The sequence below is a fragment of the Pantoea sp. JGM49 genome (genome assembly GCF_018257655.1).
Lineage (GTDB): Bacteria > Pseudomonadota > Gammaproteobacteria > Enterobacterales > Enterobacteriaceae > Pantoea > Pantoea communis.
Map to the genome: position 1 here is coordinate 405644 of NZ_JAERJM010000002.1, position 17210 is coordinate 422853.

General features: G+C 55.8%; 13 protein-coding genes. 8 read left to right on the forward strand and 5 right to left on the reverse strand.

Annotation, left to right across the window (positions count from 1 at the left end; translation table 11 throughout):
* Window positions 1-39: 39 nt before the first annotated feature.
* Window positions 40-1065, forward strand: coding sequence for a transporter (locus JK231_RS05070; protein ID WP_211728120.1), 1026 nt, complete (start codon window positions 40-42; stop codon window positions 1063-1065).
* Window positions 1066-1235: 170 nt separating this feature from the next.
* Here the strand turns inward: JK231_RS05070 and JK231_RS05075 are convergent, their stop codons facing one another.
* Window positions 1236-2318, reverse strand: coding sequence for a L,D-transpeptidase family protein (locus JK231_RS05075; RefSeq protein WP_058961597.1), 1083 nt, complete (start codon window positions 2316-2318; stop codon window positions 1236-1238).
* A 198-nt stretch (window positions 2319-2516) separates the two neighbouring features.
* Window positions 2517-4331 (reverse strand): glycoside hydrolase family 15 protein, encoded by a 1815-nt coding sequence (locus JK231_RS05080; protein WP_211728121.1) that lies wholly within the window; start codon window positions 4329-4331, stop codon window positions 2517-2519.
* A 118-nt stretch (window positions 4332-4449) separates the two neighbouring features.
* Between JK231_RS05080 and JK231_RS05085 the strand changes: the two genes are divergently transcribed.
* Entirely contained in the window at window positions 4450-5229 is a 780-nt protein-coding gene (locus JK231_RS05085) for an SDR family oxidoreductase (protein ID WP_211728122.1), read from the forward strand.
* On the opposite strand, the gene JK231_RS05090 is transcribed toward JK231_RS05085, so the two are convergent.
* Window positions 5226-5801, reverse strand: coding sequence for a DedA family protein (locus tag JK231_RS05090; protein ID WP_034821056.1), 576 nt, complete (start codon window positions 5799-5801; stop codon window positions 5226-5228). The genes JK231_RS05085 and JK231_RS05090 overlap by 4 nt on opposite strands.
* Before the next feature lie 168 nt (window positions 5802-5969).
* Between JK231_RS05090 and JK231_RS05095 the strand changes: the two genes are divergently transcribed.
* The 3 genes from JK231_RS05095 (at window position 5970) to JK231_RS05105 (ending at window position 10347) form a co-directional block, all read left to right on the forward strand.
* Entirely contained in the window at window positions 5970-6557 is a 588-nt protein-coding gene (locus tag JK231_RS05095; RefSeq protein WP_211728123.1) for a Yip1 family protein, read from the forward strand.
* 189 nt (window positions 6558-6746) lie between these two features.
* On the forward strand, window positions 6747-7676 hold the full coding sequence (gene pbpG, locus JK231_RS05100; RefSeq protein ID WP_034821245.1) for a D-alanyl-D-alanine endopeptidase: 930 nt from the start codon (window positions 6747-6749) through the stop codon (window positions 7674-7676).
* 226 nt (window positions 7677-7902) lie between these two features.
* Window positions 7903-10347 carry a DUF3772 domain-containing protein gene (locus JK231_RS05105; RefSeq protein WP_211728124.1) on the forward strand — a complete coding sequence of 815 codons (2445 nt, stop codon included), beginning with the start codon at window positions 7903-7905 and terminating at the stop codon, window positions 10345-10347.
* Between the two features lie 35 nt (window positions 10348-10382).
* On the opposite strand, the gene dld is transcribed toward JK231_RS05105, so the two are convergent.
* On the reverse strand, window positions 10383-12092 hold the full coding sequence (gene dld / locus JK231_RS05110; protein ID WP_211728125.1) for a D-lactate dehydrogenase: 1710 nt from the start codon (window positions 12090-12092) through the stop codon (window positions 10383-10385).
* 155 nt (window positions 12093-12247) lie between these two features.
* On the opposite strand from dld, the gene bglX reads away from it, so the two are divergent.
* Both bglX and JK231_RS05120 read left to right on the forward strand, forming a co-directional pair.
* Entirely contained in the window at window positions 12248-14545 is a 2298-nt protein-coding gene (gene bglX, locus JK231_RS05115; RefSeq protein WP_211728126.1) for a beta-glucosidase BglX, read from the forward strand.
* 122 nt (window positions 14546-14667) lie between these two features.
* A complete protein-coding gene (locus tag JK231_RS05120; protein WP_211728127.1) occupies window positions 14668-15531 on the forward strand; it encodes an oxygenase MpaB family protein in 864 nt (287 codons plus the stop codon).
* A 2-nt stretch (window positions 15532-15533) separates the two neighbouring features.
* Here JK231_RS05120 and JK231_RS05125 read toward each other — a convergent pair whose 3' ends face one another.
* Window positions 15534-15938 (reverse strand): hypothetical protein, encoded by a 405-nt coding sequence (locus JK231_RS05125; protein ID WP_249221618.1) that lies wholly within the window; start codon window positions 15936-15938, stop codon window positions 15534-15536.
* Window positions 15939-16052: 114 nt separating this feature from the next.
* Between JK231_RS05125 and JK231_RS05130 the strand changes: the two genes are divergently transcribed.
* Window positions 16053-17162, forward strand: coding sequence for a suppressor of fused domain protein (locus tag JK231_RS05130; protein WP_166933106.1), 1110 nt, complete (start codon window positions 16053-16055; stop codon window positions 17160-17162).
* Window positions 17163-17210: the final 48 nt, after the last annotated feature.

The following is a 17210-nucleotide window of genomic DNA, read 5'->3' on the forward strand; positions in this document are numbered from 1 at the left end:
AGTATGTGGATCTGACCGCTTCGGGATCATCACGCTGCCATGCTCCAGCCTGTCTTGCCGCTTGCCTCATTGCCGGACTTCAATAATGAAGTGGCCGGTCTTATTCATGGCTATCTGTTCACGCCGGAAGCGGCGCCACAGCGGCTCAATGCCCGTGAAGCTGCACAGCTTGCACAGCAAGATTTGCCGGAATCCTATTTTCTTTGGCTACACATCAACCTGAATCATGCGCGTGCCGAACGCTGGGTTCAGGACCACTTTAGTGTAGATGATGATTTTTTCGACGAGATCCATTCTGCTTCACCGCGCACACGTTTGGCCCATCAAAACGATGCGCTGCTGGCGGTGCTCAATGATGTGACGTTCAGCAAAGAAGAGCGCAGCACACAGAACGCGACGTTGTGGATTTGGTGCTGTGCGCACACCATTGTCACCGCGCGTTATCGCCCGGTGGGAATGATTGAACGCATGCATCAGCAAATTGATCGTCTCCCGTTCGCCGAGCCGGATGCGATGCTGTTGTGGTTGCTGGGTGAGCAGGAAGCGCAATTGGAGCAAGTGGTGCGTCGCTCCAGTCAGGCGGTGGATGCCATTGAAGAGCGTTTGCTCAGTGCAGCGATTAAAACCAACCGCAGTGAGTTGGGCCATTTGCGCCGTATGCTACTGCGTGTGCAGCGTTTGCTGGCACCGGAACCCGCCGCGCTATTTCGTTTGTTAAATCGGCCACCAAAGTGGCTTAAGCGCGAACCGCTCAGTGAATTGCGCATCTTTACGGAAGAGTTCAGCGTGGCATTGAATGACCTGGCGGGACTGATGGAACGCATTCGCTTGTTGCAGGAAGAGATTGCCGCCAGTTTGATGGAGCAGAGTAACCGCACGCTGTTTTTACTGACGGTGATCACCGTGCTGGCGCTGCCGATTAACATCATTGCCGGCTTTTTCGGTATGAACGTGGGCGGGATTCCGCTGGCAAATAATCCGCACGGTTTCTTACTGTTGGTGATTGTGGTGCTGGTGTTTACCCTGGTGGCGGGCTGGCTGGCGCTGAGACGGCGGCGGGAATGATGCCCAGGCATCCAGGCGCGCATCAAGGGACTACCGGGCACACAGGTAACAGATCAGAACGACCACATAAGTCACAATCTTGTGGCCAGTCGAGTCGGGTAATACGTTTTTGCGCCCATAAAAAAACCAGCCGCAATGGACTGGTTTTTTACTGCATGGCGAGTCAGCGATTACAGGCTGTTGCCGGTCGCTGGAGCAGGCTGAGCAGCCGGAGCCACATCACTCTGCGGTGCAACGCCGCTGGCACCTTGCGGAGTCATCGGCTCTTCTTTCGGCGTAGCGTCAGAAGATTCCTGTACCGGCACCGGCGCAGGCATCACTTCACCCTGCGGGCCATTGATCTTAACTGGCATACCGTTACGCGCCTGGATAGCGTTGTTCACTGCATCCTGGTTAGTGCTGCCATCGGCAATCACTTTGGTCACAGCAGCGGTCAGTGTAATCGGCACCACTTCACGTGAGTTGAACTGCTCTTCGGTAGTAGAGAGTGGGTTGTGCACTTCTACATAGCGAGAACCATCTGGCTCAACGGTGGCTTTCACCGGCTGATCGATAAACTGTACGCGAGTACCAACCGGCACGTTGTCGAACAGCCATTTGATGTCGTCAGCACGCAGACGCACACAGCCGTGGCTCACGCGTAAACCGATACCGAAGTTGGCGTTAGTACCGTGAACTGCGTACAGGCGGCCGATATACAGCGCATACAGGCCCATCGGGTTATCCGGACCTGCCGGGAATACCGCTGGAATGCTTTCGCCACGTGATGCGTATTCTGCGTGCATCGCTTTGGTCGGCGTCCAGGTTGGACCGGCTTTTTTACGCTGAACCGTCGTAGTCCAGTTCACTGGCGTGTCTTTGCCCAGTTCGCCGATACCGATTGGCAGCACAACCACGGTCTTGGTGCCTTTCGGGTAGTAGTAAAGACGCATTTCCGCGCTGTTGATCACGATGCCTTCACGCGGGGCGTCAGGCAGGATCAACTGCTGAGGGATCACCATTTTGGTGCCCGCTTTTGGCAGATAAACATCAACGCCCGGATTGGCTTCCAGCATGTTGCTGAGGCCCATCTGGTACTGAGCAGCGAAGGCTTCCAGCGGAAGTCGGCTGTCATCAGGCACGGTGATTTCAAGGTTTTCGCCGATCAAACGGCTGTTAGCCGCTGGCAGCGGATACACTACTGCGAATGCCGACTGGCTGAACGCCGCCAGTACTAAAGCAAGTGAAGCGAACGCGCGAATGCTCTTTTTCATGTTTTTCAAGTCGTTATAGCCGTGTTTCAGGCTTGTCAGTGTGTCGAATCCATCTTGGTCTCAATGACCCGGTGCGCATTATATGTGCATAGGCGCAGTGATGGGAATCAGGATTTTCAATGGCTGATGATACTTTACTTAATTAGTGGGCATTTCCCGACCCATCTCGTTGCCGTACCGCCCAAAATGTGAATTCTCTTAAGGCTGCCACAGCGTCACTTCATTACTCAATTTACGATTGAGGAAAAAAGCGGCACTGATTAACGCCAAATGCGACAGCGCCTGCGGCATATTCCCCAGCGCTTCGCCATGCGTAGTAAATTCCTCGGCGTACAATCCCAGGGGATTGGCATAGCTCAGCAGCTTTTCAAACTCAAAATGCGCCTCATGCACGCGCCCGGCCCGCGCCAGACACTCCACATACCAGAAGGAACAGGCGGCAAAGGAACCTTCACCCCCGGTTAAGGCATCGGCAGGCGTTTCGCTAATGTTATAGCGGCGCACTAAACCGTCGCTCACCAGGTGGGTTTTAATCGCGTCAAGGGTGGCGATCCAGTCAGGATCGGTGGAGCTGACAAAGCGCACCAGCGGCATCAACAGCATGGATGCGTCCAGGAACTTGCCGCCGCGTGTGGCGGTGAAATGGCCCAGTTCCGGGTTCCAGAAGTTTTGCCAGATGTCGTCGCGAATTTCACTGCGCACACGATCCCAGCGCTCATACGGCATTGGCAACGAACGCTTCAGACCGAGACGCAGGGCGCGATCCAACGCCACCCAGCACATCAGGCGCGAATGCAGAAAGTGCTCCGGCTCACCGCGCATCTCCCAGATACCGGCATCGGGCTGGTTCCAGTTGCCGCAGACATAATCAATCATGTCGGACACATGCCGCCAGCCACGTTGTGAAATGGCTTCACCGTATTTATTGGCAAGGTAAATGGCATCCATCAGTTCGCCGTAAATATCCAGCTGGGTCTGCTGCCACGCATCATTGCCGATGCGTACCGGGCGCGAGTTGGCATAGCCGGAAAGATTGAGCAACTCGGTTTCATGCAGTTCGGTGCCGCTGTCCAGGCGATACATCACCTGCAGGTGCGGCGTGTCGTCATGGCTGTGCTCGACGCAACGCCCCACCCAATGGGTAAAGTCTCGCGCTTCTTCCACATAACCCAGCCGCATCAGCGCATACATGCTGAAGGAGGCATCCCGAATCCACGAGGCGCGATAATCCCAGTTGCGCTCGCCGCCTAACTCTTCCGGCAAACCAAAGGTCGCTGCAGCCGCAATCGAACCGTGCTGTTTCGAGGTAAGTAGTTTGAGTGCCAGTGCGGATCGCGTCACCATCTCCTGCCAGCGTCCGCGATACGTACTGTGGCTGCTCCAGCGCCGCCAGTAGGCCAGTGTGTCGCTGAAGCACTGTTCAGTGGCAATCTCCGCCACGAAGGGATCGTCATCACTGCCAAATACAAACTCAGCAGATTCCCCGGCTTTGAGGGTAAATTCGGCAACTGCACTGTGGTTTTCACGCGTCATCACCACCGTACCACTCAGCCGTAACGCGGGCTGGCCTTCAGCAAGAAAGGCCACGCCACCGGGGCGCAGTTCGGTATGGGTTTCAGCACGGGCATAATCATGGCGCGGGGCGCACAGCAAATTGAAGGTGGCCGAGCCGCGCACCATTTTGACCCGACGTACCAATCGCGGCACTTTATTGGGCTGGTCGCAGATCGGCATGTAATCGGTGATCTCCGCCACGCCCGCATCGCCCAACCAGCGCGTCTGTAAAATATTGGTGTCCGGCAGATAGAGCTGCTGCTGGCGCGCATTTTTCCAGTCGGGTGCCAGTGAGAACAGACCGGCATCATCGCCATCCAGCAACGCAGCAAACACGGATGGGCTGTCTAACTCGGGCCAGCAGAGATAATCAATGGTGCCCTCATTGGCGATCAATGCACAGGTCCGTAAATCCCCAATCACGCCGTGATCATCAATTCTGCGTTTAATTTTGCTCATCCTGCCTCCTTGACTGCATCTGATTGTTAACTATAGACGAAAGGGTTTTTTCGGCTGATCCGAGGCACAGAACGATAACTTCTATACTGTGAGGACACCCATCACGCAGGAGAATGTTATGGCACTGGGGAAACAGAAAGTGGCCGTGGTTACCGCATCCGATTCCGGCATTGGCCGCAGCTGTGCCGTCATGCTGGCTGAAGCGGGCTACACGTTAGGGATCACCTGGCGCTCAGATGAAGCGGGGGCGCAGGAAACAGCGCGACTGGTCGAAAGCAAAGGGCAAACCGCACAGGTGCGGCAGCTGGATCTTTCCGACCCGCAAGAAGGGGGCAAGCAACTGGCGCAGCTCATCAATTCACTGGGTCGCATTGACGTATTGGTCAACAATGCGGGCGTGATGATGAAAGCCGATTTTCTCGACGTCACCTTTGAAGATTGGCGGAAAACGTTCAGCGTCGATGTGGATGGTTCATTTATCTGCGGACAGATCGCCGCCCGCCATATGGTCGATCAGGGCGATGGCGGGCGCATCATTAACATCACTTCAGTGCATGAACACACTCCGTTGCCGGATGCCACCGCTTACACCGCGGCGAAACATGCGCTCGGCGGTCTGACCAAATCGATGGCGTTGAGTTTGTTGCCCCATCACATTCTGGTGAATGCGGTTGCACCGGGCGCGATTGCCACTGCAATGAACCATCTGACTGACGATCAGGCGCACAGCACACGTATGCCGGAAATTCCGATTGGACGGCCCGGCAATACGCGTGAAGTGGCAAGTTTAGTCGCGTGGTTGTGTTCGGAATGGGCGACCTATACCACCGGACAATCGTTTATTGTTGACGGTGGCTTTATGCTGGCCAACCCGCAGTTTAAAGGTTATCACCACTAATCCGCCCGGCGGCGGTTCCAGCGGCGAATCACGTAACGCAGCGCGATGCCGAACACAATCGCCGCCACCAGCCACAGCAAATGTTTAAGATGCTGGTCGAGTTTATGCAGCCACGGAGTAATGATCTCCCCGGCGAAGTAACCCAGGGTGACAAAGATCAGCGACCAGAGCGCGGCGCCTATCACGTTGAGCACAAAGAAGCGCAGCGGTTTTAACCGGCTGGTACCGATGATGATCGGGCCAATAATGCGGAAGCCATACATAAAGCGCACGCCAATCACAAACAGACTCGGGCGCTTCTGAATCAGGCGATTGGCTTTACGAATGGTATCTTCATGTTTACGGAAACGGCGCAGAATGCGCGTACCGTAGCGACGGCCCAGCCAGAACAGCAGCTGATCGCCGATAATTCCTCCCACCATCGCGGCCAGCACCACGCCGGTGAAGTGCAGCAGACCTTCATGCGCCGCCACGCCGCCCAGCAGGGTAAAAGTTTCCCCTTCCGCGATACAGCCAATCAGCAACGCCAGATAGCCGTACTGCGTAATTAATCCATTGATATCGAGATGCAAATTTTCCTCCCTGTCGCGAGTGATTCAGGTAACAGTTTATACGCCAGCGGCTTTTTTTGTGCCGCTGTCCGCAAAAACAGCCGCGCCGATTATACTTGAAGGGAAGCTGCCTGAGTGAGACAGCCTGATCGCTGAAGTGGCAGCCCGTCGCATCAGAGGAGTGATTTTATGAATCATGTCTGGGGTCTTCTGGCGCATCCTAACCAGGAAATGCGCGATATCAAGCAAGAAAACGAGAGCGTTTCGCACCACTACACCCACCATGTTTTGATGATGGCAGCGATCCCGGTGATCTGTGCCTTTATCGGTACCACACAACTGGGCTGGAATCTGGGCGAAGGGCAGTTCGTGCAACTCAACCTGCTGACCGGTATCGGTCTCGGCATTCTTTTCTATCTGATTATCTTAGGCGGCGTGGCGGTGATGGGCCGCGTCATTCATTGGATGGCGCGCGATTATCCGCAGCGTCCCAGCATTCAGCGCTGTACCGTGTTTGCTGGCTATGTCGCTACCCCGTTATTTATTAGTGGGCTGGTGGCACTTTATCCGCTGGTGTGGCTGTGCGTGTTGATCGGCGCAGTGGCGTTACTCTATACCGGTTATCTGCTGTACGTCGGCATTCCGGTGTTCCTCAATATTGATCGTGAAGAGAGCATGCGCTTCTCAGGATCGACACTGGCGATTGGTGTGCTGGTGTTTGAAGTGCTGCTGGCACTGACCGTGGTGTTGTGGGGTTACGGACCACGATTGTTCTAACCTGCAATGATACCGTGAACGGGAGGCCATTAGGTCTCCCGTTTTTTAACGCTCAGAAACAATCTACCTAAGAAATTTCGCAGATAAGCGCGTATTATGCTGCTGCCAGCCCGCATCCCGTCTGGTTTGATGCGCGCGGCCTGTGTCTTAAACACGGCGCAAAACTCCTTACCGGATTTTTTTGACACGATGTCTGTAAAAATGCGTATTTCCTTGCTGTCGCTGGCGCTGTTTGTCGCCGCACCGGCAGCTGTCACTCCGGCACTGGCCGCGCCTGCTGCGCTGTCTAATCTGGCGCCGATTGCCCAACCGCAAATCGCCTCCGGCAGTGCCATGATTGTCGATCTTGAAACCAATAAAGTGCTGTTCTCCAGCCATCCGGATCGTGTGCGGCCTATCGCGTCACTCACCAAGCTGATGACTGCAATGGTGGTGCTGGATGCGAAACTGCCGATGGACGAGATGCTGTCGGTGGATATCAGCCACACGCCAGAGATGCGCGGTGTGTTCTCGCGCGTCAAATTGAACAGTGAAATCAGCCGCCGCAATATGCTGCTGCTGGCGCTGATGTCATCGGAAAACCGTGCTGCCGCCAGCCTGGCGCATCACTATCCAGGTGGCTATGACGCCTTTATCCGCGCGATGAATGCCAAAGCGCGTGCGCTGGGCATGACGCATACCCACTATGTTGAACCGACAGGTTTGTCGATTCACAACGTCTCCAATGCGGAAGACTTGATCAAGCTGGCAAAAGCCACGCGTCAATATCCGTTGATTGGTGAACTGAGCACCACCAAAGAAGATACGGCGGTGTTTAAGCATCCGAACTATGCGCTGCCGTTCCGTAATACCAATCACCTGGTGTACAAAAACGACTGGCGTATCGCATTGACTAAAACCGGTTATACCGATGAAGCCGGCCACTGCCTGGTGATGCGCACGGTGATCAATAACCGTCCGGTGGCGCTGGTGGTGCTGGATGCGTTTGGCAAGTACACCCACTTTGCCGATGCCAACCGTCTGCGCGACTGGCTGGAAACCGGCAAAGCGGCGCCGGTTCCGGCAGCGGCGCTGGCCTACAAGAAGCAGAAATCGTCGCAAACGGCCAGCAACGAGTAATCACGACGTCTGTTTCCCTTCACAGATGCACAATGGATTGTGCGTCTGTGAGTGCTTCCGATTGGCGGGATAAGTCCTCCCGAATGACCAAAAAAATCCCTAATCGTCAGCACCAATGTTTTCGCGCTTCATTCCTATAGTTTCCGCTTCGGCTACGCTCTACACTGGCCGCCATCTAAAGTTAACTGGCATTTATCGGCTGTCATTGCGCTGGAATCTTACTCATATGTACAAGCTTCGTTCGCTATTTACCCCATTTATACTGCTGCTGGTGCTGTTAAGCCCGGCACTGAGCTACGCGGATGACAATACTGCCGCCGCAGCTCAGCAAGAGGACGCCGCACCCAAGGTCAATCCTGCGGTTGAGCTGCCGAAAATGCAGAAAATCCTCGACAAGATTAAAGGCCAGGTGTCAAGCGATACCAATGAGAGCCAGCTCAACCAGCTCAATGAGATGGCGCTGGAGCTTTCGGGTAATGCAGAAACCCTCAGCCAGTCGCTGATCCAGCAGGGGCAGCAGCTGGATGCACAGTTAGCGGTGCTCGGTCCGGCACCGAAGCCGGACAGCGGTGTGAAAGAGACGCCGGAAGTGACGCGTAAACGCGCTTCGCTGGAGAGCCAGAAAAGCAAGCTGGATGACCAAATCAAGCAGGCCGACGGCATTAAAAATGGCGCGCTGGTGCTCTCCTCACAGATCGTCAACCTGCGCCGTGATCAGTTGAAAAGCCAGCTGGCGCTCAACTCAGGCAGCATTTTGGGGCCGCGTTTTTGGGCGCCAATGGTCAGCCGTCAGGATCTGGACGGTGAGAAGATCAGCGACTTTATCGCTGAACTGCAGAACACCGCTGCGCTCTCCTGGGAACCCGGTTGGCGTTTCGGCACCATGGGTTGGTTGATTGCGGCAATGCTGGTGATGACCCTGGGCCGTCGCTACTGCGAAGAGTTTTTGGCCTGGGTGAGCATCAATAAACTGCCAGAGGGGCGCTTGCGTCGCAGCTTCCTGGCCGCGGCAATTGCCTTGACCACCCTGGCGGCCGTGGTGCTGACCTTCAACTTTATCGCGCTGGCGTTTACCCGCCGTGATGAAGTCTCGACTGACGTGCAGGATTTTGTTGAGCGTCTGGTACAACTCAGTGTCTATTGCGGTTTGATCGCCGGATTAGGGCGAGCCTTCCTGTCCACGCGTCGTCCGAGCTGGCGATTGCCCGGCATCTCCAATGAAGTCGCACAGGCGCTGAAGCCGTTCCCGCCGATTACGGCTGGATTGGTGTTTATTTTCCAGACAGCGGAAGCCTTTAACTACAGCGTTGGCACCAGCCTGAACACCACTATTTTCGCGAACGGTCTGACGGCGCTGCTGATTGGCACCACCGGTATGGCGATAAGCATGCGTACCAACCGCGTACGCCGCCGTATGGTGCAAGAGGGCAATGCGCCAGAAGCGCGCCCGACCATTGTTGGACTGGTTCAGCTGGCGCTGACGCTCACCGCGCTCGCGATATTGATTTCACTGATCATCGGTTATGTCACGCTGGCCCGCTTCCTCGGTTATGAGGTGATTTGGTGCGGCATTCTGTTTGGCTCGTTCTACTTCCTCAGCCATTTGATCAATGACGGCTGTGAAAGCCTATTCTCCACCAACAATGCCACCGGCAAACGTCTGCAGACCTCATTAAACATTGATGAGCGTTATCTGCAGCAGGCGGCTACGCTGCTGGGCGCAGTTGGTAAAACCGCACTGATCGGTATTGTGGTGCTGGCGCTGCTAAACGGCACCTTCGCCTCTTCAACGCCGATCGAGCTGATTCAGAAAGTGATTGAGTTCTGGGGCGGCAAAGGGCTGGAGTCGTTGAACATCGTGCCGGCGCATATGGTGAATGCCATTCTGTGTCTGGTGGTGGGCATCTACGTGCTACGTTCGGTGCGTCGCTGGCTGGATAAAGATTTCCTGCCCAAAACCACCATGGACGTGGGCATGCGCGTGTCGCTGGTGACGCTGTTCAGCAATATCGGCTATGTGCTGATCATTCTGCTGACGCTGTCGATCATGGGCCTGCAGTGGAACAAACTGGCGTGGATCGTCAGTGCCTTGTCGGTCGGTATCGGTTTCGGCTTACAAGAGATCGTGAAGAACTTTATCTCCGGTTTGATTCTGTTAACCGAGCGCCCGGTAAAAGTGGGCGATCTGGTGAGTATTAGCGGCATTGAAGGGGATATTCGCCGTATCAATGTGCGTGCCACCGAGATTCAGCTGAGTGATAAATCCACGGTGATTGTGCCGAACTCACAGTTCATCTCACAGAACGTGCGTAACGCCACTATGGGCAATGCACAGGGTGTTGTGACCATTATGTTGACCTTCCCGCTGGATATTGATCCGGTGCGCGTGCGTGAGATTCTGCTGGAGGTTTACCAGGAGAACGAGCGCATTCTGGAAACGCCTGAGCCATCCGTCTCATTCAAGGATTTGACCTCTGCGGGCATCGTGTTGAGCGTCACCGGCAACGTGGCGGGCCAGCGTCAGATCTCCAGCGCTAAGAGTGACCTGCTGTTCGATATTCTGACGCGCCTGCGCAAAGAGGGCATTGTGCTGTCCACACCGCAGACGATGATCATTGAACGTCGAGCCGTGCCAGCGGCCACGCAGGAAGAGGGCGAGCAACTGCCATAATCCAGTGGGCGGCTCTCGGGCCGCCCATTAATTTATCAAGCCTTAACCGCCCAACCTTTCTGTTTGCTGGTTTTGCCAATCCCCGGATTAAAGGTATTGGTCGGATCCAGCTGACGATAAAACGCCTGCAACTGCGGTTTTGCCTGATACAGATGCCCGACGTTATGCTCAGCCGGATACTCGGCACCGCGTTCGCTGAGGATCGCCAGCATCTTCTCCTTCAACGCATGCGCATCCACGCCTTTCTTCACGATGTAATCCTGGTGGAAGACATGACAGAAGAAGTGGCCGTAATAAAGGCGATGACTAAGATCGTTATCAAACTCCGCCGGTAAGCGCTCAAACCAATCCTGATCGTTACGACGCAGCGCGATATCCAGCGCCAGAATATCTTCCACTTCATCCGCATGCACCGCGTGGTAGCGCACTGCGGCACCGGCAGCGGCGAAGCGATGCAGGAAAGCATGTGCGCCTTCCTTGCCGTCACAGGCAAAGAACTCGCCACCGCCTTCGCGGAAGTATTCGTGCAAATACTCCTGCGCTTCCGCTACGCCTTCACCGGACATTTTCAGCATCAGGTGATGCTCAAACTTATCGCGATACTGCTTCATACGTTTCGGCAGATGGGCAGGCAACCAACCGCTGATGCGCTGCAATACGCGATCGGTGAAGTGCGGTTTCACAAAACTCAGCTTACCCAGCCAGGCATCCACCCGACCTTTCAGCGTGAAGAACAGTGGCATTTTGTCGGTGCCGAGCTTATCGATCATCACAAAAGTGTCTTTGCCGTACACTTCGGCGATATCGAAAATGTCGCGGTGCATGTATTCGCCCGCTACCGGTAAGTTTTTAAACTCGGCCAGGATATGGCGGCGCAGATCGCCCAATACCGCTGGATCGTTAGTACCGATATAAAACACCTGCTGCTTCGGTTCGCTGGGGAAGGTATCAAGACGCACGGCGAATACCGCCAGTTTGCCCGCGCAACCCGAAGCCTCGAACAGGCGGCGCTCATCCGCGTTGAAGCGAGCGGGTGTATCCGCATGGATATCGCGCACGCGTTCTGCATATTCATGATCTGAAGCATGACGTTCATCCCAGCGCACGTCACTTTGCTGCCAGCGATCGTCATCCAGTCGACCGAGCATCTCTTCCGGCGAGTGGCCGAGATCCATGCCGAGATGATTGACCAGCTTCAGTTTGCCGTCGGCATCAATCTGCGCATAAAGCGCCATTTCGCTGTAGGCCGGGCCGCGTTTGATCAGTGAACCGCCGGAGTTATTACAAATCCCGCCCATCACTGATGCGCCGATACAAGAGGAGCCGATCACCGAGTGTGGTTCACGTCCCAGCGGCTTAAGGGCTTTTTCCAGCTGATAAAGGGTGCTGCCAGGGAAGGCCAGAATCTGATTGCCGCCATCAATCAGCTGCAATTTATCGAGGCGCAAAGTACTGATGATCACCACCGGGCGATCATAATCATTGCCGTTAGGCGTGGAGCCTTCGGTCAGGCCGGTGTTGGCGGCCTGCATCAAAATCACCGCATCGGCCTGCACCAGCGCCTGCAATATCCGCCACAGTTCCAGCAAGGAGCCGGGGAACACCACCGCCAGCGCATCGCCTTCACCGGAGCGGAAACCCTTACGATAGCGTGCGGTTTGTTCCGCCTCAGTTAACAGGTGTGAAGGGCCGACGAGGCGGCGCAGTTCAGCCAGCAGTATAGGGTGTGAGGTGTTGTTATTCATGAACCTGTCCATGTCGTTAACGTTGCGCATCTACTTTAGCACGCGTCAACGGCATGGTCGCGGTGTGACATCGGTGGCTACCTGCTATCCTGAACTTGTGGCACACTGGCCCGGTTATTTCGATATTGCGCAGTCACTTAAGAGAACCCGACCTGATGAAATGGATTTGCTCTGTTAGCCTCGCTGTTTCCCTTGCCATGCAGCCTGCCTTCGCAGATGACCTGTTTGGCCCCCATCCGATGACTGAACAGGCGCGTGACGCCTTTGTTAACCAGCTGCTCGGCAAAATGACCCTTGATGAAAAAATCGGGCAGATGCGCTTGATCAGCGTGGGGCCAGACACGCCGAAGGAGGCAGTGCGCGACATGATCCAGCACGGTCAGGTTGGCGCAATCTTCAATACCGTCACGCGTCCGGATATTCGCGCGATGCAGGATCAGGTGATGCAACTCAGCCGCCTGAAAATTCCATTGTTCTTCGCTTACGACGTAGTGCACGGTCAGCGTACTATTTTCCCGATACCGCTCGGCCTCGCGGCCAGCTGGGATCTGGATGCGATCGGTGAAGTCGGCCGCATCTCCGCTTATGAAGCCGCCGACGATGGTCTCAATATGACCTGGGCGCCGATGGTGGATGTCACGCGCGAGCCGCGCTGGGGACGCGTGTCTGAAGGCTTCGGAGAAGACACTTTCCTGTCCTCGCAAATGGGCAGCGCGATGGTGAAATCCATGCAGGGCAAAAGCGCCGCCGACCGTTATTCGATCATGACCAGCGTGAAGCACTTCGCTGCCTATGGCGCAGTGGAGGGCGGACGTGATTACAACACTGTGGATATGAGCCCACAGCGCCTGTTCCAGGATTATCTGCCACCGTACAAAGCTTCGCTGGATGCGGGGAGTGGCGGCGTGATGGTAGCGCTCAACTCCCTCAACGGCACGCCAGCGACGGCGGATGGCCGGTTGCTGAAAGACCTGCTGCGCGGTGAGTGGAAATTTAAAGGCATCACTATCAGCGATCATGGCGCGATCAAAGAGTTGCTGAAGCACGGCGTGGCTAGCGATCCGCAGGATGCGGTGCGTATTGCGCTGAAGTCCGGCATCGATATGAGTATGAGCGATGAGTACTACAGCAAATACTTGCCTGGGCTGGTAAAGAGTGGCGCCGTTACCATGGCGGAGATCGACGATGCCGCGCGTCACGTGCTGAACGTCAAATATGATATGGGCTTGTTTAACGATCCCTACAGCCATTTAGGGCCGAAAGGCAGCGATCCGCAGGACACCAATGCCGAGAGCCGTCTGCATCGTGCAGAAGCACGTGAAGTGGCGCGTAAGAGCATCGTGCTGCTGAAAAACTGGCATGAAACCTTACCGCTGAAAAAAGACGCCACCGTGGCGCTGGTGGGGCCATTGGCTGACAGCCAGCGTGACATTATGGGCAGCTGGTCAGCCGCGGGCGTGGCGAAACAGTCGATTCCGCTGCTGCAGGGTGTACGCAATGCGATGGCGGGCAAAGGCACCGTGCTGTATGCCAAAGGGGCCAACATCACCGATAACAAAGGTATTCAGGACTTCCTCAACCTTTACGAACAGGCGGTTAGCGTGGATAAACGCTCGCCGCAGGAATTGATTGATGAAGCCGTTGCCCAGGCGAAGAAAGCGGATGTCGTGGTCGCCGCTGTGGGTGAAGCGCAGGGGATGGCGCATGAGGCCTCCAGTCGCAGTGACCTGGTGATTCCGCCAAGCCAGCAAAAACTGCTGGCGGCGCTGAAAGCGACCGGTAAGCCGTTGGTGATTGTGTTGATGAACGGTCGTCCGCTGACAGTCGTCAACGAAGATCATATGGCTGATGCGATGCTCGAAACCTGGTTCAGCGGCACCGAAGGGGGGAATGCGATTGCGGACGTGTTGTTTGGCGACTACAACCCATCGGGCAAGCTGCCGATGTCCTTCCCGCGTTCCGTAGGACAGCTGCCGATTTACTACAATCACTTGCCAACCGGGCGTCCGTATAACTTCGCCAAGCCGAACAAGTACACCTCGCACTACTACGATGCGGTGAACGGTCCACTCTATCCGTTTGGTTACGGCCTGAGCTACACCACCTTTACGGTGTCACCAGTGAAGATGTCTGCGAAAACCATGCCGCGCACCGGCACAGTTGACGCGAGCGTTACCGTCACCAACACCGGCAAACGTGATGGTGCCACGGTGGTACAGATGTATCTCAACGATCCGGTGGCCAGCATCAGCCGCCCAGTGCAGGAGCTTCGTGGCTTCAAACGCATCATGCTGAAAGCGGGCGAGTCACAGACCGTAAGCTTTAAGATTGATGTGGATGCACTGAAATTCTGGAATCAAAAAATGCAGCATGTCGCCGAGCCGGGCAAATTCAACGTGATGATTGGCCTCGATTCGGTACGCACCCAAGACGGGCAGTTTGATTATCTGTAAGCGTTAGTTGTCGCCACTTTGTGGAACGGTGCGGTTTGTCGCAGGATGAATCGCACCGTTACCCCTGGCAGTATATGATAGGCCCGAGCTTATTCTGCCAACGGGCATAACCGACAAACGTCATGAACCTCCGCAATCGTATCCAGCAGCAAGTCTTTCGTCTTAACGGCCTCGCACTCAACGAATTCGATATTTCGCAGCCGCTGGGCGATCCGGGTTTGTTTGGTCCTGACCATGTGATCTGGCGCGTGCACGGCGACTTTCCTTCGATGTTATGTGGTGGCATCAGCGCCTTGATGTTGCAAATGCTGCATCCGGCCGCGCTGGCGGGGGTGTGGGATCACTCTAACTTTCGTCAGGACATGCTGGGCCGTCTGCGGCGCACCAGCCAGTTTATCGCCGTCACCACTTTTGGTAACACGGTGGACGCCAATATCCTGATCGAGCGCGTTAAACGCATCCATCTGCGCGTCACCGGTATTGATAACGCCGGGCAACCCTATGCTGCCAGCGATCCGCATCTGCTCACCTGGGTACACGTCGCCGAAACCAGCCGCTTCCTCGCCGCGCATCTGCGCTACAAAAATCCGCAGCTCTCACTGGCCGAGCAGGATCGCTATTACGATGAAGCGGCGCTCATCGCCGAAGCCTTAGGGGCGGAAAAGGTGCCGAAAACGGTGCAGGCGGTGGACGCTTATCTGCAGGCGATGCGCCCGGAACTGATTTGCGATGAACGCACGCTGGAAGTGATGCAGCTATTAATTAATGCACCGGCCCCAAGCTGGCAGGCGAAACCGGCGATGCGGGTGATGCTAAAAGCCGGGATGGGGTTGTTACCGGACTGGGCGCAACAGCAAATTCAGCAGCCGATTAGCCCGTTGACACAGTGGCGCGTGGATAAAGAGATCGCGGTGATTGCCGGTTTGCTGCGCTGGTCGATTCAGCGCGGGGCTTATTCCCGCGCCATGCAACGTATGGGACGCTAACGTTACAAATGCAGCTCGTCCTGCTTTTTGGTGTAGGTGCGCGGTGTGCGGGCTTCACGTTTAAGGGTGAGCTGGCGCTGCTGATAATGATGAAGCAGCATCCCTAATCCCACTCCCAGCAGCGCTAATGGCAGCAAGCTGTAGTAAATGTCGATGGGTAACAACACCAATAGCACCGCACCACCGAGCATAAACGTGAGCGCTGACATCACCCATGTATAGCGAAGAAACAGCCACACTAAAATCGCGAAAATCACGACATCGCGCAGGTTCAAATCGAGGTTTTGCAGCACCATGCTGAGCAGCTCCGCAAGGAGGAATGTGCAGACAATAGCATGCGAGGCGGCAAATGAATCGCGAATTAATTTGAAGTTTGTCAGGGCGTTGTGCTGGCATTCATCAGTCATTCTCACGCTTCCTGACTGCACTTTGAGAGTTTTACCCTTGTGTCACATGGTGCGAGTGCCGATCCTGCTCTATTCTCAGGGAAAATGGATCCCTCAAGGCTTTGTCGAGGCGTTATGACACACCAACCTCTGATTGCTGAGGTGCCAAATCAGCAAAACACACTGACCGCCATCGTCGAACAGGATGCGCGCACGGCCTACTTTTACATCTGGCCCAACGATCTGTTTCGCAGTCAGTATGCGGTGCGCGGCTGCTGGCTGCGCAATCTGTTGCCTGCACCGGCGCGTGAAGATCGTGAAGCGATGGAGCAGGGCATTGCGCCTCTGCTCAGCGCAGAGTATTGCCGCACCTTAGAAGCCGAGCCGATGCTCGACCCTGCCGGTCTACAGATTTTGTGGGAACCGAGTGATGACGGTGCAGCCCTGTGGTATTACGGCCAACTGCTGGCGGTGATCCCCGGCTGGAGTCTGTATCAGGATAAGCAGGTGAGTTTCTCTGCTGGCTGCATCAAAGAGAATCGCCTGACCGCACCGCTCGGATCCGCTTCCACCAATGATTACTATGCACGCGCCGAGCAGCAGCGCCACTTCTGGCGTGACTGGCATGACGGCCATTTATGGGATGTTGTGCAGCATGAGCTGATGCAGTGCTACCAGGCGCAGTTTGGTGAGTCGGTAAAGTATTACGCTATCGATCAAGGGAGCTGGCCGCCAATGGCCATCTCTCAGCACTGGCACAATGGCGTGTGGGTTTTTCTCACGCTGGGTATGGGGATTCGGCCCATGCCGCAGGTGGATTACCTGTTTGATGAGCTGGCCCCGCAGTACCGCCGTGTTGAGCTGGCGATGGCAGTAGACGGTGAAGTGATGACCGAAGCCAATGCGGTGCAGATGGCCAGCGCGCTGGCAGAATTCGCGCACTTGCCGTGGGCGCGGCTGACGTGGATTGGCGAAGGGCACACGCTGGCATCGGAAGTGGCACCAGTGGGCTTCGAGAGTTTCCTGCTGGCCAATGGCTTAGCACCGGAAGTTGCCCAGTTCCGACTGCCCAAGCGCGATGGCGATCGTCCGAATCTGCTGTGGGCGACACCGATCACCGAAGCGGAACGTCAGTTTGCTCAGGCCGATGACCGCGGTGGACAACAGCTGCTGCAGCGTTTGCAGGCAGAAGGTAATGACCATATATTTCGGCCACGTCAGGAAGTGGTGGACCCGCCGCAATAGCCCTCTCTGCGGGCGGTTGCCCGCACTCTGATGAGTAAGCGCGACGTT